This window comes from Micromonospora sp. CPCC 205554 (assembly GCF_036902745.1).
Classification (GTDB): domain Bacteria; phylum Actinomycetota; class Actinomycetes; order Mycobacteriales; family Micromonosporaceae; genus Micromonospora; species Micromonospora tulbaghiae.
The window spans coordinates 99,205-121,027 of the sequence record NZ_JBAKHP010000011.1 but is presented as its reverse complement, the minus strand read 5'-3'; the positions used below and the strand labels follow the sequence as shown (position 1 = coordinate 121,027).

General features: G+C 74.7%; 22 protein-coding genes. 12 read left to right on the top strand and 10 right to left on the bottom strand.

Translation table 11 applies throughout. The annotated features are described in order from the left end of the window. Positions 1 to 204 precede the first annotated feature (204 nt). From V6U82_RS17130 to V6U82_RS17120, 3 genes are read left to right on the top strand one after another with little or no spacing between them, the layout of a single operon-like run. The gene (locus V6U82_RS17130) at positions 205 to 537 is read left to right on the top strand and encodes an ArsR/SmtB family transcription factor (RefSeq protein WP_128137203.1); all 333 of its coding nucleotides are present in this window, start codon (positions 205 to 207) and stop codon (positions 535 to 537) included. Beyond that, a complete protein-coding gene (locus V6U82_RS17125; protein WP_334462345.1) occupies positions 534 to 1,010 on the top strand; it encodes an SRPBCC family protein in 477 nt (158 codons plus the stop codon). Before V6U82_RS17130 ends, V6U82_RS17125 begins: the two co-directional genes overlap by 4 nt. After that, entirely contained in the window at positions 988 to 1,356 is a 369-nt protein-coding gene (locus tag V6U82_RS17120) for a nuclear transport factor 2 family protein (RefSeq protein WP_334462343.1), read from the top strand. Before V6U82_RS17125 ends, V6U82_RS17120 begins: the two co-directional genes overlap by 23 nt. On the opposite strand, the gene ftrA is transcribed toward V6U82_RS17120, so the two are convergent. Further along, positions 1,323 to 2,324 carry a transcriptional regulator FtrA gene (ftrA, locus tag V6U82_RS17115; protein WP_334462341.1) on the bottom strand — a complete coding sequence of 334 codons (1,002 nt, stop codon included), beginning with the start codon at positions 2,322 to 2,324 and terminating at the stop codon, positions 1,323 to 1,325. The genes V6U82_RS17120 and ftrA overlap by 34 nt on opposite strands. A gap of 62 nt (positions 2,325 to 2,386) precedes the next feature. On the opposite strand from ftrA, the gene V6U82_RS17110 reads away from it, so the two are divergent. Together V6U82_RS17110 and V6U82_RS17105 are read left to right on the top strand one after the other, a co-directional pair. Then, positions 2,387 to 2,851: a rhodanese-like domain-containing protein gene (locus tag V6U82_RS17110; RefSeq protein ID WP_334462340.1), complete on the top strand. Its 465-nt coding sequence runs from the start codon at positions 2,387 to 2,389 to the stop codon at positions 2,849 to 2,851. 55 nt (positions 2,852 to 2,906) lie between these two features. After that, positions 2,907 to 3,485 (top strand): dihydrofolate reductase family protein, encoded by a 579-nt coding sequence (locus V6U82_RS17105; RefSeq protein ID WP_128137199.1) that lies wholly within the window; start codon positions 2,907 to 2,909, stop codon positions 3,483 to 3,485. On the opposite strand, the gene V6U82_RS17100 is transcribed toward V6U82_RS17105, so the two are convergent. After that, on the bottom strand, positions 3,467 to 4,177 hold the full coding sequence (locus V6U82_RS17100; RefSeq protein WP_334462339.1) for a helix-turn-helix domain-containing protein: 711 nt from the start codon (positions 4,175 to 4,177) through the stop codon (positions 3,467 to 3,469). The genes V6U82_RS17105 and V6U82_RS17100 overlap by 19 nt on opposite strands. A 151-nt stretch (positions 4,178 to 4,328) precedes the next feature. Between V6U82_RS17100 and V6U82_RS17095 the strand changes: the two genes are divergently transcribed. Continuing rightward, positions 4,329 to 4,793, top strand: a complete 465-nt coding sequence (locus V6U82_RS17095) for a VOC family protein (RefSeq protein WP_121683115.1) — start codon at positions 4,329 to 4,331, stop codon at positions 4,791 to 4,793. A 46-nt stretch (positions 4,794 to 4,839) separates the two neighbouring features. Here V6U82_RS17095 and V6U82_RS17090 read toward each other — a convergent pair whose 3' ends face one another. Continuing rightward, on the bottom strand, positions 4,840 to 5,733 hold the full coding sequence (locus V6U82_RS17090) for a sulfotransferase domain-containing protein (protein WP_334462335.1): 894 nt from the start codon (positions 5,731 to 5,733) through the stop codon (positions 4,840 to 4,842). Between the two features lie 243 nt (positions 5,734 to 5,976). On the opposite strand from V6U82_RS17090, the gene V6U82_RS17085 reads away from it, so the two are divergent. Together V6U82_RS17085 and V6U82_RS17080 are read left to right on the top strand one after the other, a co-directional pair. Then, entirely contained in the window at positions 5,977 to 9,249 is a 3,273-nt protein-coding gene (locus V6U82_RS17085; RefSeq protein ID WP_334462333.1) for a hypothetical protein, read from the top strand. Between the two features lie 45 nt (positions 9,250 to 9,294). Next, positions 9,295 to 9,720 (top strand): VOC family protein, encoded by a 426-nt coding sequence (locus V6U82_RS17080; RefSeq protein WP_334462449.1) that lies wholly within the window; start codon positions 9,295 to 9,297, stop codon positions 9,718 to 9,720. Between the two features lie 3 nt (positions 9,721 to 9,723). Here V6U82_RS17080 and V6U82_RS17075 read toward each other — a convergent pair whose 3' ends face one another. Both V6U82_RS17075 and V6U82_RS17070 read right to left on the bottom strand, forming a co-directional pair. Further along, positions 9,724 to 10,713, bottom strand: a complete 990-nt coding sequence (locus tag V6U82_RS17075) for a BtrH N-terminal domain-containing protein (protein WP_334462332.1) — start codon at positions 10,711 to 10,713, stop codon at positions 9,724 to 9,726. After that, positions 10,710 to 11,948 carry a hypothetical protein gene (locus V6U82_RS17070; protein WP_334462330.1) on the bottom strand — a complete coding sequence of 413 codons (1,239 nt, stop codon included), beginning with the start codon at positions 11,946 to 11,948 and terminating at the stop codon, positions 10,710 to 10,712. The genes V6U82_RS17075 and V6U82_RS17070 overlap by 4 nt, the downstream gene beginning before the upstream one ends. Before the next feature lie 93 nt (positions 11,949 to 12,041). Here V6U82_RS17070 and V6U82_RS17065 point away from each other — a divergent pair, with 93 nt between their 5' ends. Together V6U82_RS17065 and V6U82_RS17060 are read left to right on the top strand one after the other, a co-directional pair. Next, the gene (locus tag V6U82_RS17065) at positions 12,042 to 12,983 is read left to right on the top strand and encodes an ATP-binding cassette domain-containing protein (protein WP_334462328.1); all 942 of its coding nucleotides are present in this window, start codon (positions 12,042 to 12,044) and stop codon (positions 12,981 to 12,983) included. Continuing rightward, positions 12,980 to 13,726, top strand: a complete 747-nt coding sequence (locus V6U82_RS17060; protein ID WP_128139174.1) for an ABC transporter permease — start codon at positions 12,980 to 12,982, stop codon at positions 13,724 to 13,726. Before V6U82_RS17065 ends, V6U82_RS17060 begins: the two co-directional genes overlap by 4 nt. Here V6U82_RS17060 and V6U82_RS17055 read toward each other — a convergent pair. Genes V6U82_RS17055 through V6U82_RS17040 form a run of 4 tightly spaced genes read right to left on the bottom strand, consistent with a single transcriptional unit; the run spans position 13,710 to position 18,740 of the window. Next, positions 13,710 to 16,847 carry a BTAD domain-containing putative transcriptional regulator gene (locus V6U82_RS17055; protein ID WP_334462325.1) on the bottom strand — a complete coding sequence of 1,046 codons (3,138 nt, stop codon included), beginning with the start codon at positions 16,845 to 16,847 and terminating at the stop codon, positions 13,710 to 13,712. The genes V6U82_RS17060 and V6U82_RS17055 overlap by 17 nt on opposite strands. A gap of 53 nt (positions 16,848 to 16,900) precedes the next feature. Beyond that, positions 16,901 to 17,587, bottom strand: a complete 687-nt coding sequence (locus tag V6U82_RS17050; protein ID WP_334462323.1) for a hypothetical protein — start codon at positions 17,585 to 17,587, stop codon at positions 16,901 to 16,903. Then, positions 17,584 to 18,405, bottom strand: coding sequence for an ATP-binding cassette domain-containing protein (locus V6U82_RS17045; protein ID WP_151010613.1), 822 nt, complete (start codon positions 18,403 to 18,405; stop codon positions 17,584 to 17,586). The genes V6U82_RS17050 and V6U82_RS17045 overlap by 4 nt, the downstream gene beginning before the upstream one ends. Next, a complete protein-coding gene (locus V6U82_RS17040; protein WP_013285163.1) occupies positions 18,402 to 18,740 on the bottom strand; it encodes a PadR family transcriptional regulator in 339 nt (112 codons plus the stop codon). The genes V6U82_RS17045 and V6U82_RS17040 overlap by 4 nt, the downstream gene beginning before the upstream one ends. Before the next feature lie 146 nt (positions 18,741 to 18,886). On the opposite strand from V6U82_RS17040, the gene V6U82_RS17035 reads away from it, so the two are divergent. Together V6U82_RS17035 and V6U82_RS17030 are read left to right on the top strand one after the other, a co-directional pair. Continuing rightward, complete coding sequence (locus tag V6U82_RS17035; RefSeq protein ID WP_334462313.1) at positions 18,887 to 19,855, top strand: hypothetical protein; 969 nt, start codon at positions 18,887 to 18,889, stop codon at positions 19,853 to 19,855. A gap of 173 nt (positions 19,856 to 20,028) precedes the next feature. Beyond that, complete coding sequence (locus tag V6U82_RS17030; protein ID WP_258545320.1) at positions 20,029 to 20,664, top strand: helix-turn-helix domain-containing protein; 636 nt, start codon at positions 20,029 to 20,031, stop codon at positions 20,662 to 20,664. Between the two features lie 66 nt (positions 20,665 to 20,730). On the opposite strand, the gene V6U82_RS17025 is transcribed toward V6U82_RS17030, so the two are convergent. After that, positions 20,731 to 21,822 carry an alpha/beta hydrolase gene (locus V6U82_RS17025; RefSeq protein WP_318273175.1) on the bottom strand — a complete coding sequence of 364 codons (1,092 nt, stop codon included), beginning with the start codon at positions 21,820 to 21,822 and terminating at the stop codon, positions 20,731 to 20,733. Between the last annotated feature and the right edge of the window lies 1 nt (position 21,823).

Here is a 21,823-nt window from a genome sequence, read left to right as displayed (position 1 = left end):
ACTCGGTGTCCTCACGTCGACCCTCCGTCCCGTGTCCGTCCCGACGACGTTCCCGATGCCACGCCGCACGAAACGGCACCGCCACTCCCCCTGCTTCCCCAACGCCCGCACCCCCGGCCGCGTTCCGGCGCGGAGCCCACCCGCCTGCCAGGGATTCGCAAAGGGTCACTTGCGCAAACGGATGTTTGCGATAGCGTGAGGGGCATGCGCTCCGATCCGGACCTCGACCTCGCGTTCGCCGCCCTCGGCGACCCGGTCCGCCGCGCCCTGGTGACCCGCCTCGCCCGCGGTGAGGCCACAGTCGGCGAGCTGGGCGAGCCGTTCGACCTGACCCCGCAGGCCATCTCCCACCACGTCGGCGTCCTGCGCCGGTGCGGCCTGGTCGAGCAGCGACGGGAGGGCACGCGGCGACCGTGCCGGCTCCGCGTCGACCGGCTCAACCGGTTGAGTGCGTGGATCGACGAGCAGCGCCGCGCCTGGGACGACCGTCTCGACGCGCTCGAGACCCACCTCGCCGAACCCGAGGCGACCCGGTGAGGGCCCGCACCGAACGGCACGGCGACGAGTTGATCGCCCGGCGCCACCTGCCGGCCGGGCCGGACCGGGTGTGGACCGCCTTCACCTCACCGGCGGGCATCGCGGCGTTCTGGGGCGGCTCGCACGCCACGGTGCCGCGGACGTCGGTGACTGTCGACCTGCGACCGGGCGGCGAGTTCGCCCTCGACACGCGCGCGCCGGACGGCCGGACCGGACGGCTGCGGTTCGTCTACGTACGCGTCGACCCGCTGCGTGAGCTGGTGTTCGACGAGCCGGTCACCGGCCTGCGCACCACAGTCACGCTGCGGCCCGCCGGGGACGGCACCGACCTCACCGTGCACCAGCGCAAGCTCCCGCCCGAGCTGCGCACCGACCAGGCGGCCGACGGGCTCGCCTCGATCCTCGACGCCCTCGCCGCCCACCTCCGACACCACGACGATGGAGACGACAGTGACCCGAGCAACCCAGCGTGACCTGGTCGCCGAGTACTTCGACGGCTTCCGGGCGAGCGATCACGAGCGCATCCTCGCCACGCTCACCGACGATGTCGAGTGGGTCATCCACGGCCACCGCACCACGCGGGGCCGGGCGGAGTTCGACGGCGAGATCGAGAACCCGGCGTTCAGCGGCAGCCCGCGGCTCGACGTCGAGCGCGTGCACGAGGACGGGCCGGTCGTCGTGGTGACGGGCGAGGGCCGGGGCGTCAGCGTCGAGCACGGGCCGTTCCGGTTCGCCTTCAACGACCTGTTCACGTTCCGCGACGGGCTGATCGCCCGCGTCGACTCCTACGTCGTACCGCTGGGGTCCGCCGGGTCGTGAGCGCGGCGCCCGCCGGGCCGGGTGAAGGCCCGGCGGTACGCCGACGGCGAGGTCCGCATCGCGGCGGTGAAGTGGTGCCGGAACGTCACCGCCGTCTCGAACCCGACGGTCGTGGCGACCTCCTCGATCGGCGCGGTGGTCGTCTCCAGCAGCGGCAGGCTGGCCTGGACGCGCCGGTCGATCAGCCACCGGATCGGGGTGGTGCCGGTGGCCCGCGCGAAGTGCCGCAGGTAGGTACGCGCCGACATGTGGGCCTGCCGGGCCAGCCGGTCGACGGTGATCGGGGTGTCGAGGTTCGCCAGCGCCCAGGACATGCTCGCGGCGAGCCGGTCGTCCTCCGGGTCGCCGGGCACCGGCGCCTCGATGAACTGCGCCTGGCCGCCCTCCCGGTGCGGCGGTACGACCAGCCGGCGGGCGACCGCGTTGGCGATCGTCGGGCCGTGGTCGCGGCGTACCAGGTGGACGCAGAGGTCGAGACCCGCCGCGCTGCCCGCGCCGGTGAGGATGTCGCCGTCGTCCACGTAGAGCACGTCCGGGTCGACGTGTACCGCCGGGTGGCGCCGGGCGAGCAGGTCGGCGTACCGCCAGTGGGTGGTGGCCCGGCGGCCGTCGAGCAGGCCCGCGCCGGCCAGCGCGAACGCCCCCGAGCAGATCGACACGATCCGGGCGCCGCGCCGGTGGGCCGCACGGAGCGCGCCGGTGAGCGCCGGTGTCGGGTCGGCGTGCACGTCGGCGACCCCGGGCACGATCAGCGTGCCGGCGGCGGCGAACGCGTCGAGGCCATGGCCGGTGTGCAGGGTGGCGCCGCCGACCAGCCGCACCGTGCCGGGGGTCTCCGCGCAGACGGTCAGTTCGTACCAGGGCACGTCGAACTCGGGGCGGGGCAGGCCGAAGACCTCGGTGACGATGCCGGTCTCGAACACCGACATGCCCTCGTACGCCAGCACCGACACGGTGGCGCGGTTCATGGCGGGATCTTAGCGAAGGGCGTCGCTGGCGCCACTGGAGCGGCCGGACGGCGGCCACCACGATGGGTGCCATGTCGAACGTCCTGCGCATTCCCGCCGCCCGACCCGCCGACGCCCTCGCCCACTTCGCGGCCCGCCTCTCGTTCGAGGCCGACGTGAGCGACGTGCACGCCGACCTGGAGGCGGGCGTCCCCGGCCTGGTCGTGGTCGACTCGCGCTCCCTTCCGGCGTGGCGGCAGGGGCACATCCCCGGCGCCGTGCACCTGCCCACCGCCGAGATCGCCGCCCGGGCGGGCGAGCTGGTCCCGCCGGACGCCACGGTGGTCACCTACTGCTGGGGGCCGGGCTGCAACGGCGCCACCCGCGCGGCGCTGGAGTTCGCCCGGCTCGGCCGGCCGGTCAAGGAGATGATCGGCGGGTACGAGTACTGGGTGCGGGAGGGTTTCCCGGTGCGCACCGGGGCGGGGCTCGTCCGGCGGCCCGCCGACGACCTCACCGCCCCGGCCGGCGTCTCGTGCGGCTGCTGAGGCGTGTCGGTTCCGTACAAGACGGCAGATGGCGGCCGTTCCTAGCATGGCCCGCATGCGTGATCTCGTGTACACCGGATTCATGTCGCTCGACGGCGTCGTGGACTCCCCCGGCGGCGGCCCGGGCGAGGAGCACCGCAGCGGCGGCTGGGTCGTCAAGGACGTCGAGTTCCTGCCGGAGGCGTTCTCGCTCAAGGGCGAGGAACTGGCGCAGACCACGGCGCTGATGTTCGGCCGGCGCAGCTACGAAGCGTTCGCGCCGACCTGGCGCGACTCCGAGGACCACGCCGCCTACCGGGACCTGCCGAAGTACGTGGTGTCGTCCAGTCTACCCGAGGACGCCCTGGTCGACGGCTGGGGGCCGACGACGGTCCTGCGGAGCACCGCCGGCGTGGCCGCGCTCAAGCAGGGCGACGGCGGCGACGTCTTCATCCACGGCAGCGCGGAACTCGCCCGCCGTCTCGCCGAGGCGGACCTGATCGACAGGTACCACCTGCTCGTCTTCCCGGTGCTGCTCAGCGCCGGCAAGAGCCTGTTCAGCCAGGCCGACCGGGACCGGCAGACGCTGCGTCTGCGCGACTCCGCCGCCTACCCCAACGGCGTGGTCAAGCTGATCTACGACGTGACCCGCTGAGCCGGGTCCAGCGCTATCGCACCACCGGCGCCCGCACGCAGCTCACCGGCCGTCCGTCCGACGTACCGGCGCAGCGCGCGGGCCAGGTGCGGTTCGTCCACGTACCCGAAGGTGGTGACCGCGTCGGCGGGCGGGCCGCCGGCGGCCAGCAGCACGGCGGCGCGGCGCGCGCGGTCGATCTGCCGCACCGCGCCCCGGGTCAGGCCGGTCGCGGCGCGGAACCGGCGTTCGAGGGTACGGGGTGAGGCCGGTGGGCGGCCGCCGCGCAGGGTCTCGGTGACGAGCGGGTCGCGGACCACCGCACCGGCACGGACCAGCCGGTCCACCAGGGCCTCGGCGTCGTCCGGGCCGGGTGTGGGCCACCGGCCGCCGTCGAGCCGGAACGTGCTGCGGCTCACGTCGGGCAGCTCGGCGCCGCCGTCGACCAGCGCGGGCGTGGGTACGAGCCGCAGGGAGGTGCCCACCGCGAACTCGATGCCGACGAACGTGGCGCCCTCGGGCACCGGCGCGGTGCCGGTCGCGGTCTCGGGGCCGGAGACGGCCGCGTACGAGCGCCCGTCGCGCTGCCAGAACACGAGTCCCCAGCACGGGGTCGCCACCGACGTCATCTCGTCGACCCGATCGCTGGTGCAGGTCCACACGGTGTCGATCCAGTCCGAGTCGGACGTCCGGGTGGTGAACCGCAGCTCCACGGCAAGAGCATACGGCGGTCCAGGTGGGGATCATTCGCTCACCGCCTCGCACGATCCTTCGCGTTCCGGAAAGGACCGTCGAGATACGGAGGTGGAATGGACCGGTTGGGTGAGCGTTGCGCGCAGTGTGCCGAATCGCTACCGTCGCGGGATGACCGACGAGCCACCGGTACGGGTCGCGCTGCGGGTCAATGACGTAACGGCGGCCTCGACGTTGTATCAGAGTTTTGGTTTCGTCCCGGTGGGCACGGTGCCTGGCGCTGACGGTGGTCTCGCCATGGCAATCCTCCGGCGGGGTCCGTTGCAGTTGCTGGTCGACGCGCTGGTTGGCATCCCGTTCCCGGACAGCGCCCGGGAACGTCAGACGAAGACCGGCCCGCGCGGGCTCGGCGTTGTCATCGGGCTCGAGGTAGACGACATCGACGAAGCCGCCCTGCGGTGTGAAGCTGCCGGCTGCGTCATCAGTGCCGGTCCGGCGAACGCACCGTGGGGAGAGAGGTACGTCGAGTTCGAGGACCCCTTCGGCTATGCGTGGAAGTTCTTCCGAGTGACCGACTCGACGCACGACGGCTTGCAGTCTGTCCACGATCTGTGGTTCGGGCAGGCAGGCTCGTGATGCGTCCCCTTCCGAGCGGGACGAACACCGTACCGCCGTCACCGCTCTACCGTGCGGCGGATTCCTGCCCGTTCCGCTCGTCGTCCCGGGCGGGGTAGCCGAGGATCTCCGCGAGGTCACCGGCCGCCTTCGTGTACGCGGCGTAGATGTCGTCGTCGAAGTGGTTGCGCCAGTCGCCGGACGCGCCCTTGCGGTAGTGGGAGATCCGCCCGGGCGTCTCCTTCGACTTCTTCATCCTGGTGAAGCTGTAGCGGGCCAGCAGGGCCTCCAGCTCGGCCGGGGGCAGCGTGATGCCGCAGTGCCGCAGGAGCTGGTCGACCTCGTCGGCCTGCCGCTCGCCGGTCAGGTCCTCGTAGCGGAACAGCCGGAACGTCTCGTCGCTCGGCGCGACCGCCCAGGACCGCATCTGCCCGAACTGCTTCTTGTCGCGCAGGCGGTCGATGACGTAGAGCATGCCCTCCTTCTTCGGCAGTTCCTGGAGGGCCTTGCGCGCCTGCGGGATGTCGCCCATCGGGGCGTGTGAGTTGCGCAGCGAGAAGTAGCTGGACACGACCACGTCGCGCGGGTCGCGGATCACGAAGAACGCGCGGTAGCCGCCGGCCTTGGGCACCGCCTCGAACCGCTTGTGGGAGAGGAAGATCGCCAGGCCGATGCGGCCGGCCGGCACCGGGGCGGTCGCGCCGCCGGAGTAGAAGCGCGGGTCGTAGGGCAGCAGCCCGCTGTAGCGGTAGACGGCCGGGTCGCTGAACAACGCCTTGATCCACTGGCTGCCGGTCTTGCGGACGGTGCAGTGGAAGATGTTGTCGAACTCGCTGTGGGCCACCACCGGAACGGTGAGTCGCATACGGGCGTTGCGCGCTTCCATCTGCGCCCGCCGGGCCTTGACCCGCAGAGAATTCGGCGAATTGTGCTTGGCGAATTCGACGGCCCGATTAATCATTTCCCAACCTCATCCGGACCCCGCGGAGCAGGGGCAGCACGAACACCTTTCCGCACGTCACGCAGGTGAAGTCCGCAGACCTCGCCTGCTCCGCCCCGCGCCCCGACGCGCCGCTAGGAATATCCCCGACGGTCCGATTGATGTCAATCCCGGGCGGCTGGGAGAACGCTGAAAATCTACAACTTCCATAGGAATTGCAGAATAGGCGCGACGGGCACCCGCGGCGACCCGCGCACCGGCACAATGAGCGCCGTGCCCACCGCCACCCGCGACCTGCTCGCCGCCCTCGACCCGCTGCCCCACCGCGACCGGACGCGGCGCCTCGTGGCGTGGGCACGCACCGCGCCCGACCGGGCGCAGGTCTGCGCCGACCTGCGCCGGCACGGGCCCTACGAGCGGCGTCTCGCGCTGCTCGCCGCGCTGGCGACCCGGGACACCGCGGCCGTCCTGGCCGCGACGTTCGACCCGGAACCCTCGATCGCCGCCACCGCGCTGACCGCCGCCGTGCGGGCCGGCGTGACGCCCGCCGACCTGACCGACCGGCCGGCCGGCGCGCGGCGGCGCGTCTACCGGGCGCTGCGCCGCAACCCGGTGCCGGCCGTCGCCGACGCGCTGATCATCGGGGTACGCGAGCGGTTCGGTGACCACGAGGCCGCCGCGTTGCTGCCGGCGTGCGGCCCCGAGACGGTACGGGCGTGGCTGCCCGATCTGGAACACGCGCTGAACCCGGAACGGCTGATGCGGTCGCACTCCGACATCGTGCTGACGCGCACCGGTCAGCGGATGGCCGTGGCCCCACCGGAGTCACGCGGGCGGATCTGGGCGGAGGTCGCCGGCGCGGTGCTGCACGGCGATCCGGCGCGGGCGCTGGACCTGCTCGACGGGTACGCGCCCGAGGAGTCGCTGCCCGGCCCGCCCGTCGCGTACGGGCGGCTCGCCGCGCACGACGCCCGCCGGGTCGTCCGCCTGCTCACGTCGCCCGCACGCGCGGCCTGGCTGGCACGGACCACGCTGCCCCGGGCGCTGCTGCGCCGCCTCGCCGCGCTGCCCACGGCCGAACTGGTCCCGCTGGCCGCCCGGCTGCGGGAGCACGACCACGCGCTGGCCGCGTTGCTGCGCGCCGTCGCGCCGAGCCGCCGCGCCGAGCTGTACGACGGGGCGCTGGCCGACACCGACACCACGGCGCTGCTGCCCGGCGCCCAGGTGATGGAGGTGCTGCCGGCGGCGGTACGGGCGCGCGAGGCGGCCCGGGTGCTGACCCTGCCGTCGGTCCGCGAGCGGGAGGAGCAGGTGCGGTTCTGGAGCGCGTACCTGCCCTGGCCGGAGGCGTCCGCGTCGGCGAGCGCGGCGCTGCGCTCGGGCGACGCGGACGAGCGGGCGGACGGCTGGCGGCTGCTGGTGGCGGCCGCGCGCCGCTCCCGCGACCCGCGCACGGTGGCCCAGGTGGTGGTCCGGCTCGGCCGGCTGCGCAACGAGCAGGACCCGGTCCGCGCCGCAGCGCTCACCGCGCTCGCCACTGTGGCGCCGCTGCTCACCGCCACGAGCGCCGGTGGACTGACCGGGCTCACCACCGACGCGGTCGACGCGCGGGACGCCTCGGCGACCACCACCACCGCGTTGAGCCGGCTCGCCGTCGACGTCCTCACCCACCACGTGGACGTGCCGGAACTGGTCGAATGGGCACTGCGCACGATCGACGCGGTGAGCAGCGACGCGAACGTTCCGGTGCTGCGCCGGCTCGACACCGTGCTGCGGCACGGCCAGGAGGCGGTGGTGTTCGACCGGCTGCGCGGCCGGATCGAGGCGGGCATGGCGCGCGGCCGGTACGGGCTGCTGTTCGCGTTCACCCACGCGCTCGGCCGGCGGGCCTGGCGGCTGCCGGAGCTGCAGGACCTGCTGCGCCGGACGGTCGGGCCGGACACCCTGCCCGCCGTGGCCCGGACGGCGGCCGGGCTCTGGCTCGCCGATCCGCGTACCCGCTCGCGGCGCGTCGCCGAGGTGCTCGACGTCGACGCGTCGGCGATCGCGATCGGCGAGGTGTGGGCGATCGTCTGCACGTCCCGCACCGACCTGCTCGACCGGGTGCTGGACCGGCCCCCGCGCGGCCGGTTCGTGGAGAGCGGGAAACGGTGGGTGCCCGGCCCGGCGCCGCGCGCGCAACGGTGGCTCCCCCGCCACCAGGAACGCTTCGTGGCGCTCCAGGCGCGCGTCGTCGCCGACTCCGGTCACCGGGTGTGGCAGCGGGCGGCGGCGATCCGGGCCGCCGCCGGGGCCGGCCCCGCCGGACGCGAGCTGGTGCTGCGCCACGTCGACGCGTCCGAGGTGCCGGTCGCCGAGGCGGCGCTGGGCGCGCTGGTCTGGACCGACCGGCCGGACGAGGCGTTCCCGGTGCTGCTCCGGTACGCCGACGGCGACCGGGCACGCGTCGCGCTGTACGCCGCCGGGCGGGCCGCCCGGTACGTCCCGCCGGCCCGGCTGGCCGAGCTGCTGGGCGGGGTGCTGACCGGTGCCGCGAAGGTCACCAGCCGCAAGGAGGCCGCCCGGCTCCTGGCCCGCTACGCGCACGTGGACGTGATGGCGGCGCTCGGTGAGGCGTACGCCGATCCGGACACGCACCGCGACGTGCGCGCGGCGATCGTCTCCGCCGCCCGGCAGCGGCTGGGGACCGAGGCGGGCTGGGCGGTCCTGCGCGCGGCGGTGCACGCCAGCCGGGAGGAGCGGCGGGCGGTGCTCGGCGCGTACCCGTCCGGGATCTCGCAGCGCCACCGCCGCACCTACGCCGCGCTGGTGGTGCAGGCGTGCCGGGCCGACGACCGGGAGGTCCGCCGCGCGGCGTTCGACGCGCTCGGCGAGTGGTGGCAGTGGCTGACCGGCGTCACCGACCTGGTCGTGGACCGGCTCACCGACCCGGACGAGACGACGCCGGGCATCGGGGTGGCGAACCTGCTGCGGGCCGGCGGCGACGAGGCGTTCCGGGCCGCGCTGACCCGCCTGGTGGAGCGGGACGCCGCCGACGACGACCCGGGCGGCCCGGCCGCCGACCGGCCCGCCCGGCGGCGCGTCGAGTCGCTCGCGGAGGGCGCGGCCCTGTGGTCCGACAGCCGCCCCGCCGGTGCCGACCGGGCCGGGCTGGTCGAGGCGGCGCGGTGGCTCGCCGGCAAGGACACCTTCCTGGGTACGGCCACCGGGCTGCTCGTCGACCTCGGCCGCCTCGACGACCTGGACGAGGCCGCCGCGCTCTGCGCGGGCCGGCCCGTGGTCGCGGTGCGCACCGCGCGACGCGTCGGCGATCGCCTGCTCACCATGCGGCGTCGGCCCGAACCGGCGGACCTCGCCGGCACGGTCGCCCGCCTCGCCGGGCGCGGCGACCTGGCCGGTGGGCTGTTCGCGGTCGCACTCGTCGCGCACGGGTCGGAGTTCGGCTGGAAGACGCCGTGGCGGAACCTGCTCGTCGGGTTGCGCCGTCACCCGGACGCCGACGTGCGGGAGGCCGCGTACACGCTCGACATGAGCTGACCACGCCGGAGGTCGCCCTATGCTCGGGGCGTGACGCTTCAGCGGATGGACCACGTCAGTGTCGTGGTGGACGACCTGCCGGCCGCGATCGCCTTCTTCACCGAACTCGGCATGGAGGTGGAGGGTGAGATGCCGGTCGAGGGGCCGTGGGTGGACCGGGTGAACGGCATCGACGGCGTCCGGGTCGACATCGCGATGATGCGCACCCCGGACGGCCACGGCAAGCTCGAACTGACGCGGTTCCGGGCGCCGGCGCTCGTCGCCGCCGAACCGCCGGACGCGCCGCCGAACACGCTGGGCCTGCGGTCGGTCATGTTCGCCGTGGACGACGTCGACGACACGGTGGCCCGCCTGCGGGCCCACGGCGGCGAGCTGATCGGTGAGGTGGCGGACTACGGGGACGTCTACCGGCTCTGCTATCTGCGCGGCCCGGCGGGCGTCATCGTGGCGCTGGCCGAGCAGCTCGGCTGACGGCTACCCGGCGTCCACGGCCGCCAGCACCGTCATCGCCTCGCGTTCGCGGACGGCCAGGTCGGCCAGGACCGCCGACGCGCGGGTCAGGTGGGCCGGGTCGCCGGTCCGCCCGGCGTCGGCGATGTGGCCCGCGACGGCGGTCCACAGCGGCGCGAGGCCGGCGTACATCCGCTGCGCCCGCCGCAGCCCCGCGTCGCCGGTGACGGCGGCGGCCTCGGCGAGGAAGTCCCGGTACACGGCGCGGAACAGCGCGCCGCCGGTGCCGCCGCGTTCCATCAGCGTCGCGGCGAGCGGAAGGTCGCGTGCCGGGTCGGCGGCGCGGTCCAGCCAGCGGGTCACCCGGGCGGCGGCGGTGGCGATCCCCCGGTGACCGAGGTTGGCGATCGGCGGGTCGAGGAACGCCGCGGCGTTGGCGCGTACCGCCGCGCGCACGGCGGCGTCCAGATCCGGCGGACCGCCGGGCGCGGTGAGCGTGTACGACAGGTGGCGCGCGGTCATCGGTCCACGCGCGGCACGCGCGCGCGCCAGGCTGTCCAGCGTGGTGGTCACCGCGCCGCCCTGCTGGGCGGTGTCGACCAGGTGGGCGCGGGTGTCGTCGTAGCCGTACATCGCGACGGTGTGCCCGCCGAAGTGGACCCGGGTGGTGAAGTAGTCCAGGTGGTACGAGTCCAGTTGCAGGCCGACCGGCTGCCCGGCGTCCAGCGCGTCGGTGACGTTCCGCCACGCCCTGGCCGCCGACGTCGTCTCCCGGACGCGCAGATCCAGGCCGAGGCGGCCGGCGGCGGCCCGGGTCACGCACAGCGGCTTGGTGCGCCCGCCGAGGAACGGCACGTCCATGCCCTTGGCGTCCCAGTAGACGAAGCCGAGCCCCTCGCCGAGGCCGAACAGCATCGGCTCGGACAGGTCCATCCCGGCGTGCCGGGTCAGCACGCCGAGCGTGGTGGTCTCGCAGTGCACCCCGCCGGCCGGTGTCACGTCGTCGAGGATCACGTCGGCTCCTGTTCCGCCGGCACGGCGTTCGGGTCGTGCGCCGCGGTGGCGCTGGTCCGTTCCTGCGTCGCGTCGGCGGCACCCGGGCCGGGGCCGGCTTCGGCGGCGTCCAGGGCCTGCCCGGCTTCGACGGCGTCCGGGCCGGGCCCGGCGGGCGGGGACAGCAGCGGGCGCAGCGGTCCGTCGCCGGGGACGCCGGGCATCCGGCGGGCCACCCCGGCGAGCAGGTCGGCGGCCTGGACGCGCGGGTCGTCGCGCGAGTCGGTCATCACCAGCCCGGCCAGCGGTGACGGGCCGGCCGGATCGCCCGCGGCCAGTGCCGCCTGGAGGCGGCGCAGCCGGTCCTCGGTGAGCGCGCTCTGCTCGTCGTGGATCACCAGCACCCGCCGCCGGCCGGTGCTCCAGTGCAGGACGGTCTCGGCCAGCGCCGGCAGCAGCGGCTCCAGCGGCGGCGGGATCGTCCGGTCGCCCGCGTACAACCGGGCCTGGACGGCTGCCACCCGGGCCGGGTCGAGCGCGTCGAGGACCGCGCCGGCCTGCGCGTCGCCGACGTGGCGGCGCAGCGCGTCCCGCGCGGCGAAGAACCGTGCCACGCTCCGGTCGTCCGCCCGGTCCCGCCGCTTGGTGCGCAGCATCTCGACCACGGCGGCGAGGAAGACCGCCCAGCCGGGCCCGGCCGCCCGCCCGGCCCGGTGCAGTGCCGCCGCGGCCGGACGCCGGTCACCGGCGAGGCGGGTGCCCGCCGCGTACGACGGCTCGGCCAGCAGCAGGTCGACGACCCGGGTGGCGAGGAAGAACTCCTTGTCGACCAGGTGCACGTGCGCCCGGCCCCGCAGCGCCGACAGGAACCACTCCACCGCCTCGGCGGCTTCGCGGCGGCGCAGGAACTGCCGCGACTTGACCTCGTCGGGTGAGAACCGGAACCCGGACCGCAGCGTACCGATCAACGCGGCCGCCTCGGCACGGCTCAGGTCGACGCTGGCGTGGACGATCACCGGGGTGGCCGGGTCGAGCAGGTTGGTGCCGGAGAAACCGGACTCGTCGCAGGCGATCTCCCGCACCGCGCCGGTCAGCGCCCCGCCGGGTGGCAGCCCGCCCTGGAGCGGCAGCCTCGCACCCGTCGACCCGGCCATGCCGACCATCCTCGCCCACCCGGCCCCCTCGGCGGTGACCGTGTCGCGTCCCGCGGCACGGCGCGCCCGCTCCACGATCTCCCAGAACGTCTCCCGTTCCACGGCGGGACCGTACGCCGGCCCACCGACAAGCTGTCAGCGGCCGTGTCAGCGCCGTGTCAGGGCGGTGGCGGTACGGCCGCCCATGGTGGTCGCATGACGAGTTCAGCGATCGCGGTCTCCGGACTGCGCAAGGCGTACAAGGACCGGGTGGTGCTCGACGGCATCGACCTGGACGTCCCCGCCGGGACGATCTTCTCGCTGCTCGGCCCGAACGGGGCCGGCAAGACGACGACCGTGAACATCCTGACCACCCTGATCCGCGCCGACGCCGGGTCGGTGCGGGTCGCCGGGCACGACGTGACCACCGAGGCCAAGGCGGTCCGCGCGGCGATCGGGGTGACCGGGCAGTTCGCGGCGGTGGACGAACTGCTGAGCGGGCGGGAGAACCTGCAACTGATGGTCGACCTCGGCCCGCGCGACCGCGTGCCCGGCAAGCGGGTCGTCGCCGAGCTGCTGGAACGGTTCGACCTGGTCGAGGCCGCCGACAAGATGGTGTCGACGTACTCCGGGGGCATGCGCCGCAAGCTGGACCTGGCGATGACGCTGGTCGGCGAGCCGCGGATCATCTTCCTGGACGAGCCGACGACCGGGCTGGACCCGCGCAGCCGGCGCACCATGTGGTCGATCATCAGGGAACTGGTGGCCGGCGGCGTGACGGTCTTCCTCACCACCCAGTACCTCGACGAGGCCGACCGCCTCGCCGACCGGATCGCGGTGCTCGACCAGGGCCGGCTGGTCGCCCAGGGCACGCCGGAGGAGCTGAAGCGCCGGATTCCCGGCACGCACGTGCGGTTGCGGTTCGGCACAGTCGCCGAACTCGACGCGGCGGCGCTGGTGCTGGCCGACGCCGTACGCGACGAGGAGGCGCTGGCGCTGCGGGTGCCCACCGACGGCGGGACCGCCTCGCTGCGCGCCCTGCTCGACCGGCTCGACGCGCACGCGATCAGCGCCGGCGACCTGTCCGTCCAGACCCCCGACCTCGACGACGTCTTCCTGGCCCTGACGGGCCGTACCCCGGAGGTGGCCGCGAAATGAGCAGGAACCACTCGGTCGTCATGCTGCGCCGCAACCTGACGCACCTGCGCCGCAACCCGACCTCGGTGTTCAACGCGGTGCTGATGCCGATCATCGTCATGCTGATGTTCGTCTACATGCTCGGCGACGCGTTCTCCGTCGGTGTCGACTACGTCGACTACGCGACGCCGGGCCTGATGCTGCTGGCGGTCTGCTACGGCCTCGGCGGCACCGCGACCTCGGTCAGCTCCGACATGACCAAGGGCATCATCAACCGGTTCAAGGTCATGCACGTCTCCCGGGGCGCGGTGCTGACCGGCCATGTCGTCGCCACCGTGCTGACGAACGTCCTCGCGGTCGCGGCCCTGGTCGGGGTGGCGTTCCTGCTCGGCTTCCGCCCGGCCGCCGATCCCCTGCACTGGCTCGGTGTGGCCGGCGTGGTGGTGCTGCTCAGCGTCGCCGTCAGCTGGTTCACCGTCGCGCTGGGCCTGTTCGCGAAGTCGCCGGAGTCGGCGGGCATGGCCGCCGTACCGCTGGTCCTGCTGCCGTTCTTCAGCAGCGCGATCGTGCCGGCGGACAAGATGGGGCCGGGACTGCGGCAGTTCGCCGAGTACCAGCCGTTCACGCCGATCATCGAGACGCTGCGCGGCCTGCTGGACGGCGCGCCGTCGGCCGGTGACGTGATCCCCGCGATCGCCTGGTGCGCCGGCATCGCCGTGGTCGGCTACCTGTGGGCGCGGTCCACGTTCACGAAGCGAGCGTGATCTCCACCAGCCGCTCCCAGCCGGTCTCCCGGCCCTGTGCGACCGCCTCGGCGAACCCCGCGTCGCCGAGGCGGTCGCGCGCCGCCGCCTCGATCCGGGGCACGTCGGGGTGCGCGCGGTCGGGCAGCCCGCGTACCGCGGTGGCGGCACCCAGCAGCCGCGCCGCCTGGTCCGGCCGGTCCAGCCGCAACGCCAGGTCCGCGACACCGACGAGCACCTGCGCGGTCAGCGGCGCGTAGCCGGCCTCGCGCGCCGCCCGGCACGCCGCCGCCCGGTGGGTACGGGCCTGCTCGACGTCCTCGGCCAGGTAGCCCAGCAGATCCTGAATCCCGGCCCGGACGCCGGCCAGGTCCGCCTCGTCGCCGAGCAGCGCCGACACCGCCCGCAGTTGCGCGTACGCCTCGTCCGCGTCGCCGTCGTAACGGGCCATGTACGCCTTGGTCAGCGCCAGCTCGGCCAGCGCGCCCGGCCACGCGACCCGGGCGGCGAGCCGTTGCGCCTCGGCCACGGCGGCGGCGCTCGCCGTCTCGTCGCCGCCCAGCCGGTACAGCCAGGCCAGCCGCGCCCGCATCCGGATCACGTCCTCGACGGCGCCGACCTCGGTGACCGCCGCGACGGCCTGCTCGTAGTAGTCGCAGGCGGCGGCGACGTCACCGCGTACGGCGATCAGCTCGGCCAGCTCGCTGAGCGCGAACGAGATCCCGAAGCGTTCGCCCACCGCCCGGAACTCGGCGAGCGCCTGCCGCAGCCACGCCTCCGCCTCCGCCGCCTCGATGCCGAGGATGACCCGCAGCTTGCCCAGGTGCAGCCGGGCCAGCGCGCGTACCCACGGGTCCTCGTGGTCGAGCAGCGACTCCCAGGCGGGCAGCAGCGCGTCCGGCTCCCGCAGCATGCGTTCCATCGGCACGACCAGGGCCAGCTCCGGATGACCGCCGCGGCCCTCCCCGCCCAACCGGTACGCCTTGTGGATCCACTCGGCCGCGTGCTGCGCGTCGCCCGGTCCGGAGCTGAGGAACAGCACCACGAGTCCGTACACCACGGCGCGGACGTGGTCGGGGACGTCGCCGGGCGTCTCGGTGGCCCCGATGATGAGTTCCATGCCCTCGGTCCGATGGCCGCCGAGCCACCAGTACCAGCCGGCGCCGGCCGCGAGCCGCATCGCCTCGCGCCCCTCACCGGCGGCGAGCGCACCGCGCATCGCGGCGGTGATGTTGTCGTGCTCGGCTTCCAGCCGGGCGAGCCAGGTGAGCTGGTCGGCGCGGCGCAGCCGCGGAGCCGCCGCTTCGGCGAGCCCGGTGAAGTACGCCAGGTGCGCGTGGCGCGCGACGTCCGCCTCCCCCGCCTCGGCGAGCCGCTGCGCGGCGTACTCCTTGATCGTGCCGAGCATGCGGTAGCGCGGCGCGACGTCGCCGGCGGCGACCAGCAGCGACTTCTCGGTCAGCGCGGTGAGCAGGTCGAGCACCTCGCCCGGCTCGACGGCGCCGCCGGCGCAGACCCGCTCGGCCGCGTCCAGGCCCGCCCCGCCGGAGAACACCGACAGCCGGCGCAGCACCGCGCGTTCGGCGTCGGTGAGCAGTTCCCAGCTCCAGTCGACCATCGCGCGCAGCGTCCGGTGCCGGGGCAGGGCGGTCCGGCTGCCACCGGTGAGCAGCCGGAACCGGTCGTCGAGCCGGGTGGCGAGCTGGTCGACGGACATGGTGCGCAGCCGCGCCGCGGCCAGCTCGATCGCCAGCGGCATCCCGTCGAGCGCGCGGCAGATCCGCGCCATCGTCATCGCCGTGCGGGCGTCGGACGCGAGGTCCCGGCGGACCGCGGCGGCCCGGTCCCGCAGCAGGCGGACGGCGGGCGACGACTCCACCTCGGCGACAGCGGAGTCGCCGTCCGGCAGGCCCAGTGGCGCGACCGGCCACAGCACCTCCCCGGTGATGCCGAGCGGTTCCCGGCTGGTGGCCAGGATCCGCAGCCGCCGGCACTCGCCGAGCAGCCGGTGGGCCAGCGCCGCCGCCTGCTCCACGACGTGTTCGCAGTTGTCCAGGATCAGCAGCATCTCCCGGTCCCGGATCGCCGCGACGAGCCGGTCGGCCGGCTCCGCGCTGCCCGCGTCGCCGAGCAGCGCGTCGCGCAGGCCGAGCCCGGAGATCGTCGCCTGCGCCACGTCCCCGTCGGCGCTGATCGCGGCGAACTCCACCAGCCACACGCCGTCCGGCAGGTCGCCCGTCATCCGGCGCCCGGTCTCGGTGGCCAGCCTGGTCTTTCCGGAGCCACCCGGACCGGTGAGCGTGACGAGCCGGTGCTCGGCCACCAGCGCGCCGACCGCGGCGAGATCGGCGTCCCGGCCGACGAAGCTGGTCAGCTCGGCACGCAGGTTGGTCCGGCGGGTGTCCTCCCGGCGTACCGTCTCGCCCCGCAGCAGGGCGACGTGCAGCGCCGACAGCTCCGGCGACGGGTCGGCGCCGAGCGCGTCGGCGAGCGCGTCGGCGGTGCGCTGGTAGACGAGCAGCGCCTCGGTGTCCCGGCCGGCCGCGACGAGCGCGCGCATCAGCGCCGCGGCGAGCCGCTCGCGCACCGGATGGGCGGCCACCAGGTCGGTCAGCTCCGGGATCAGGTCCGCTTCCCCGCCGAGCCCGATCTCCGCGTCGTACCGGTCCTCCGTCGCGGTCAGGCGCAGCCGTTCCAGCCGGGTCGCCGCCGCGTCGAGCGCCGGGCTGTCGGGCAGGCCGACGTCGCGCAGCGCGTCGCCGCGCCACAGGCCCAGCGCCTCGCGCAGCAACCGCACCCGCTGCGGCCCGTCGCCGTCGCGGGCCCGGCGGACGAGACGTTCGAACCGTACGGCGTCCACGGCGTCGGGCGCGACGGCGAGCCGGTAGCCGTCCGGCAGCCCGTCGACGGCGCCCGCCGGCAGCGCCTTGCGCAGCCGGGACACCAGCCGTTGCAGCGCGTTCGCGGCGTCGGCGGGCGGCTGCTCGCCCCAGATCCAGTCGACGAGCGTCGCCTTCGGGAGCACCCGGCCGGGCTGGAGCGCGAGGGCGGCCAGCAGTCCGCGCAGCCGTGCGCCCGGCACATCCGCCGGTTCGCCGCCGTCCGTGGTGACCTGGAACGGCCCCAGCAACCCGATCTGCACGCGCCGATCCTGCCACGCCCGGCGCCCCGGTCCGGTCCGCCGCCCCCCGCCGGTCAGGTGGCCAGGCGCAGGTGCCGGCGCTGCCGCAGCCGCACCGCGGCGGCCACCACGACCAGCACCGTGAGCGCCACCGCGTAGACCAGCCCGTGGGTCAGGCCCCGGGTGAGGTAGCCGCCGTCGGTGTGGTCCACGGCGTACGTGGCGAGCTCGCGGCTGAACCAGAACGGCAGCGCCCGGGTGGCGCTGCCCGCCGGGTCCATCACCATCTGGAGACCGACCACTGTCAGCAGCACCAGCGTGCCCTCCAGCTCGCGCGGCAGCACGGCGCTCAGCAGCAGGCCGAACGGCACCGACACGAACACGGTCAGCGCCATGATGAGGGCGATCGCGCCGTACCGGACGTCGCGCTGGTCGGCCAGGACGAGCAGGAAGTACGGGGTGGAGAGCAGCACGCCGACCGTCCACAGCGCGAGCAGCCGGCCGAGCACCAGGTGCCGGCTGCCGTAGCCGGAGAGCCGCAGGCGGGGTTCCATGCCCCGCGCCGCGCTGCCCGCGAACAGCGCGGCGGTGCTGAGCGCCCAGGCCAGGCCGAGACAGACGAATCGGATCGACTGCCCGAGAAAGTCGCCGCGGCGGCTCAGGTAGAAGGCCAGCGGCATCAGCAGCAGGATGACCAGCACGGTACGGCGGCGCAGCAGCTCGCGCAGGGCGGCCTCGGCCACCACGAGGGTCCGGCTCATGCGTCGCGCTCCCCGGCCAGGTCGAGCACGACGTCGACGCGGTCGAGCTGGTTGAGCAGGTGGGTGACGACCACGACGGCCTTGCCGGCGTCGCGCCACCGCCACACCTCGTGCCAGAAGTCGAGGTAGGTGCCCCGGTCGAATCCCTGGTAGGGCTCGTCGAGGAGCAGCACGTCCGGCTCGCCGAGCCGGGCCAGCACCAGGTTGAGCTTCTGCCGCGTGCCACCGGAGAGGTGCCGGGCCTGGGTGCGCCGCGGCGGCGTCCACTCCAGCCCGGCCGCCTCCGCGCGCCCGGCCCGCCGCGCCGCCGTCCGGCCCAGCCCTCGCCCGGCGCCGATCAGCACGAAGTGCTCGTCCGGGCTGAGGAACTCGGCGGTGCCGCCGTCCTGCGGGCAGTATCCGAGCGTGCCGTGCACCTCGACGGTGCCCGCCTCCGGGCTCAGCAGGCCGGCGCAGATCCGCAGGAACGTGCTCTTGCCGGCGCCGTTGGCGCCGACCACCGCCGCGATCTGGCCGGCCCGGACGGTGAGGTCGACCCGGTCCAGGACGGTCCGTCCCCGGTAGCGCTTGGTGATGCCCCGGGCGGCGAGCCGCACCGGCCCGGGCTGGCGGCGCGGCGGCCGCACGTCGGGGCCGCCGAGGCTGTCGACCACCGCCCGGGCGTAGGTCTCCGGCGCGCCGAAGACCCGCAGCGGCGATTCCCCGCTGTCGAGCAGGTGGGTGGCCGCCTCGGCGACGACGTGGCCGGTCAGGTCGGGCCCCACCCCGTGCCGGCGCAGTTCGCCGGTCAGGGCGGCGAGCCAGGGTTCGTGGTTCACCGCTTCGGCTCCTCGCGCAGTATCGTGCCCACGCTCGACGCGAAGGCGCTCCAGTCGATCGCGGCGGCCCGCAACGCCGCGCTGCCGGCCGGGCTGATCCGGTAGTACTTCCTCGCGGGCCCGGTCCCGCCCTCCCGCCAGTGCGCGGTGAGCAGGCCGGAGCGCTGCAACCGCAGCAGCACCGGGTAGAGGGTGCCGCCCTGCACGGCGCCCAGCCCGTGGGCCCGCAGCGCCTGGGACAGCTCGTAGCCGTAGGACTCGCCGCGGCTCAGCAGCGCGAGCACGCAGAGGTCGAGCACCCCGCGCAGCCACTGCGCCCGCCGTTCCTGGTTCATCCCGCTCCGCACTGTCCCGATCGGACGACATCCGGCGATGACGGTAGCGCCGCTACCTAGGTAGCGCAACCATCTAGTAGGGGCATCTCCGGCCCGGCGAGCCTGATAGGTTGCGCGCTCCGCACGGGTTCGACGGGGGAATGCGCATGTCCGACACGGGGGCCGGATCCGATCAGGGACCGGCGGGGGACGCGGAACAGCGGGGAGAGAGCGCCTGGATGCCGCCGGCCGGCGAGCCGTCCGGCGTTACCGGGCCGCCACCACCGCCCGCCACCGGGCCGAGCGACGGGCCGCCTGTCACGGGTTACGGGCCGCCCACCCCGGTGGCGTCGTTCGGGTCGGCCGCGCCGTACGGGCCGTACCCTCCGCCCGGTCCGCCGTCGACCGGCCGCAACCGCGGTCTGGTCATTGCCGTCGCGGCGCTGAGCGTGCTGCTGCTGGTGGCGTGCTCGGGCCTGATCGGCGGCGCGTTCCTGCTGGGTTCCTCGCCCCGCGAGGCGGCCGAGCGGGAGCCGGCCGCCCCGCCCGTGGCGCCCTGGCGGTCGTCCGGCGCGACGCCCACGCCGGGTGCGACGGCGAGCGTGGAGCCGTCGGCGCGCGGGCCGCAGCCGAGCGACTTCCCGGCGGCGCAGATCTCCGATCTGAACGACGTGTGCGACGGGGTTCTCTACTTCCCGCAGTCGCCGAAGCGCACCGGAGCGGCGCCGCACCCGGTGGCACTGCTCGTCGGCACCGACATGGGCACGGGCAGCCGCCGCCACGACCAGGTCTACTACTACGACGAGGGCCTGTCGAAGCGGGTGGAGCGGACCTGGGCGTCGGAGGACCCGAAGATCGTGCAGATGGTCGCCTGCCTGGATCGCACGAGCACCGGCGCGACGATCCGCAAGTGCCGCTACGACGACCCGAAGCCGGACACGCTGACGCTGCTCAAGGCCACCTACCGCCTGCGGGTGTACGAGGTGGCGACCGGCCGCAGGCTGCTGGACAAGACCATGGGCGGGGACGACCAGCAGTGCCCGTTCGTGGTCCTGTACGGCCCGGACAAGAAGATCTACGCCGAGGTCAGTCACCGCTCGGTGCTCTCGGCGCTGCGCAACCTCGTCAAGCGGTAGGCCGCACGCCGGTGGGTTGCCCGGACGCCGTCCACGAGGGATGTCGCCGCCGGCTGGCCGATCCGCACAGCGAGATTCGGTGCACTCCTCTCGCGGACCTGCCGGGATGTTCGATAGCATCGAACATCCCGGCGGACGTCCCGCCACCTCGACAGGAGGTCCTCGTGCGGCCCATGAACAGTCAGCCGCCGTCGGAGCAGGCCGGCTCCGGTGGCGCCGCGGACGAGAGCACACCGGCGGGCGTCGTCGGCGGCCGGATCCGGCGCTACCGCAAGGAGCGCGGGCTGACGCTGCGCGGCCTCGCCTCCCGCTCCGGGCTGTCCATCGGCTTCCTGTCCCAGGTCGAGCGTGGCATCTCCTCCATCGGCCTGACCGCGCTCGGCAGCGTCGCCAAGGCGCTCGACCGGTCGGTGGCCGACTTCTTCGACGCCGGCACCGCCTCGACCGACAGCACCGTCTCCTCGCTTCCCCGTCACTTCACGCTGACCAGGGCGGAGACGGCCGCCACGCAGTACGTGTCCGGGCAGCAGACCTACCGCATGCTCTCCGACCGGGGGCCGGACCTGGTGCTCGAACCGATGCTCGTGCACATCGCGCCGGGCGGGCGCCGGGAGAACGCGTACGGCCACCGGGGCGAGGAGTTCGCCTACGTCATCTCCGGCGAGTTGCTCTACGAGGTCGAGGGCGTCGAGCACCGGCTGTTCCCGGGCGACAGCGTGCACCTGCGCTCGTCGGTGCCGCACCAGCTCTACAACGACACCGACGCGGTGACGACTGTGGTCTCGGTCGTCACGCCCCGCCTGTTCTGACCCGCGCGCCGGGCACACGAATCACCCTCCGGTTTCACGTAGGTGAACGCGGAGGGCGATTCGGCGTCAGCGACCGAGGCGGGCGTCCACGGCGGTCATCGTGTCCTGCCAGATGACCGACGCCGGGTCGATGACGGCGAAGTGGTCCCCCGGCTGTTCGAGGTGGCGGACGTCGTCTCCCGCGTCGGCCGCCGCCACGGCGTAGCGCCGGTTGGCGTCGACGAGGTCGAGGCTGTCCTCGGTGCCCTGCACGAGCAGGGTGGGCACTCGGGTCGGCAGCCGTCGCATCGGGTCGCTCTCGGCGTACCGGCGCGGAGCCGTCACCGGTGAACCGCCCACCGCCGCGGCCACCGCGCCGTCGCCGAGGTGACGCCGCTCGCCCTCGGTGAGGTCGAGCACCCCGGCCAGCGACACCGCGAGCGCGACATGCGGGCCGCCCGTACGCGCGGCCAGATCCGCCGCGGCACGCAGCGCGAGCTGCCCACCCGCCGAGTGTCCCAGCACGACGATCCGGTCCAGGTCCAGCGGCCGGTCGCGGGCCAGCTCCCGCAGCGCGACGAGGCCAGCCTCCACGTCCTGTGCGGTCGCGTCCCAGCCGTGCCGGTCCGGACGCCGGTACTCCAGGTTCCAGGACGCGTACCCGCGCCGGGCCAGGTCGACGGCGAGCGCGTCCATCAGGTCCGCTCCCCAGACGGACCGCCAGAACCCGCCGTGCAGCAGCACCGCGACCGGCGCCGGGCCGGTGTGCGGGATGGACGGCAGTCGCAGGTCACCCCACTGGTCCGGGTCCGGCCCGTAGGCGATCCGGCCGGCCGGCGCGCGGAGGCGGTGCACGGCGTGCCGGATCGCCCAGGCCAGGCCCCAGAGTCCCCGCCCGGCCAGGTGGACCGCGCCGGGCACCGGCGGCTCGACGGTCAGGTCGTACCAGACCACGCCGGACGGCTGCGCGCCGATCAGGGCACGCGCTGCGGGGGTGGGGCCGGGCAGCGCCACCACCGGCTGGTCCGTCGCGGCGAGCAGCGAGCGCATCTCGTCGGCCGAGCCGGCGGTGACGACCCGGCCGGTGACGCCGAGGTCGGCGCAGGTGGCGGCGGTCAACGACGCCAGCAGGGCCGGGTCGGCCACCAGGCCGGGGCCGGCCAGGACGGTGAGCCGCATC

Excerpts from the sequence above, each read along its gene's own strand:
- V6U82_RS17130 (WP_128137203.1), top strand. The coding sequence starts at position 205 with ATGCGCTCCGATCCGGACCTCGACCTCGCGTTCGCCGCCCTCGGCGAC.
- ftrA (WP_334462341.1), bottom strand. The coding sequence starts at position 2,324 with ATGAACCGCGCCACCGTGTCGGTGCTGGCGTACGAGGGCATGTCGGTG.
- V6U82_RS17110 (WP_334462340.1), top strand. The coding sequence starts at position 2,387 with ATGGGTGCCATGTCGAACGTCCTGCGCATTCCCGCCGCCCGACCCGCC.
- V6U82_RS17105 (WP_128137199.1), top strand. The coding sequence starts at position 2,907 with ATGCGTGATCTCGTGTACACCGGATTCATGTCGCTCGACGGCGTCGTG.
- V6U82_RS17095 (WP_121683115.1), top strand. The coding sequence starts at position 4,329 with ATGACCGACGAGCCACCGGTACGGGTCGCGCTGCGGGTCAATGACGTA.
- V6U82_RS17090 (WP_334462335.1), bottom strand. The coding sequence starts at position 5,733 with ATGATTAATCGGGCCGTCGAATTCGCCAAGCACAATTCGCCGAATTCT.
- V6U82_RS17085 (WP_334462333.1), top strand. The coding sequence starts at position 5,977 with ATGAGCGCCGTGCCCACCGCCACCCGCGACCTGCTCGCCGCCCTCGAC.
- V6U82_RS17080 (WP_334462449.1), top strand. The coding sequence starts at position 9,295 with ATGGACCACGTCAGTGTCGTGGTGGACGACCTGCCGGCCGCGATCGCC.
- V6U82_RS17065 (WP_334462328.1), top strand. The coding sequence starts at position 12,042 with ATGACGAGTTCAGCGATCGCGGTCTCCGGACTGCGCAAGGCGTACAAG.
- V6U82_RS17060 (WP_128139174.1), top strand. The coding sequence starts at position 12,980 with ATGAGCAGGAACCACTCGGTCGTCATGCTGCGCCGCAACCTGACGCAC.
- V6U82_RS17050 (WP_334462323.1), bottom strand. The coding sequence starts at position 17,587 with ATGAGCCGGACCCTCGTGGTGGCCGAGGCCGCCCTGCGCGAGCTGCTG.
- V6U82_RS17040 (WP_013285163.1), bottom strand. The coding sequence starts at position 18,740 with ATGAACCAGGAACGGCGGGCGCAGTGGCTGCGCGGGGTGCTCGACCTC.
- V6U82_RS17035 (WP_334462313.1), top strand. The coding sequence starts at position 18,887 with ATGTCCGACACGGGGGCCGGATCCGATCAGGGACCGGCGGGGGACGCG.
- V6U82_RS17030 (WP_258545320.1), top strand. The coding sequence starts at position 20,029 with ATGAACAGTCAGCCGCCGTCGGAGCAGGCCGGCTCCGGTGGCGCCGCG.
- V6U82_RS17025 (WP_318273175.1), bottom strand. The coding sequence starts at position 21,822 with ATGCGGCTCACCGTCCTGGCCGGCCCCGGCCTGGTGGCCGACCCGGCC.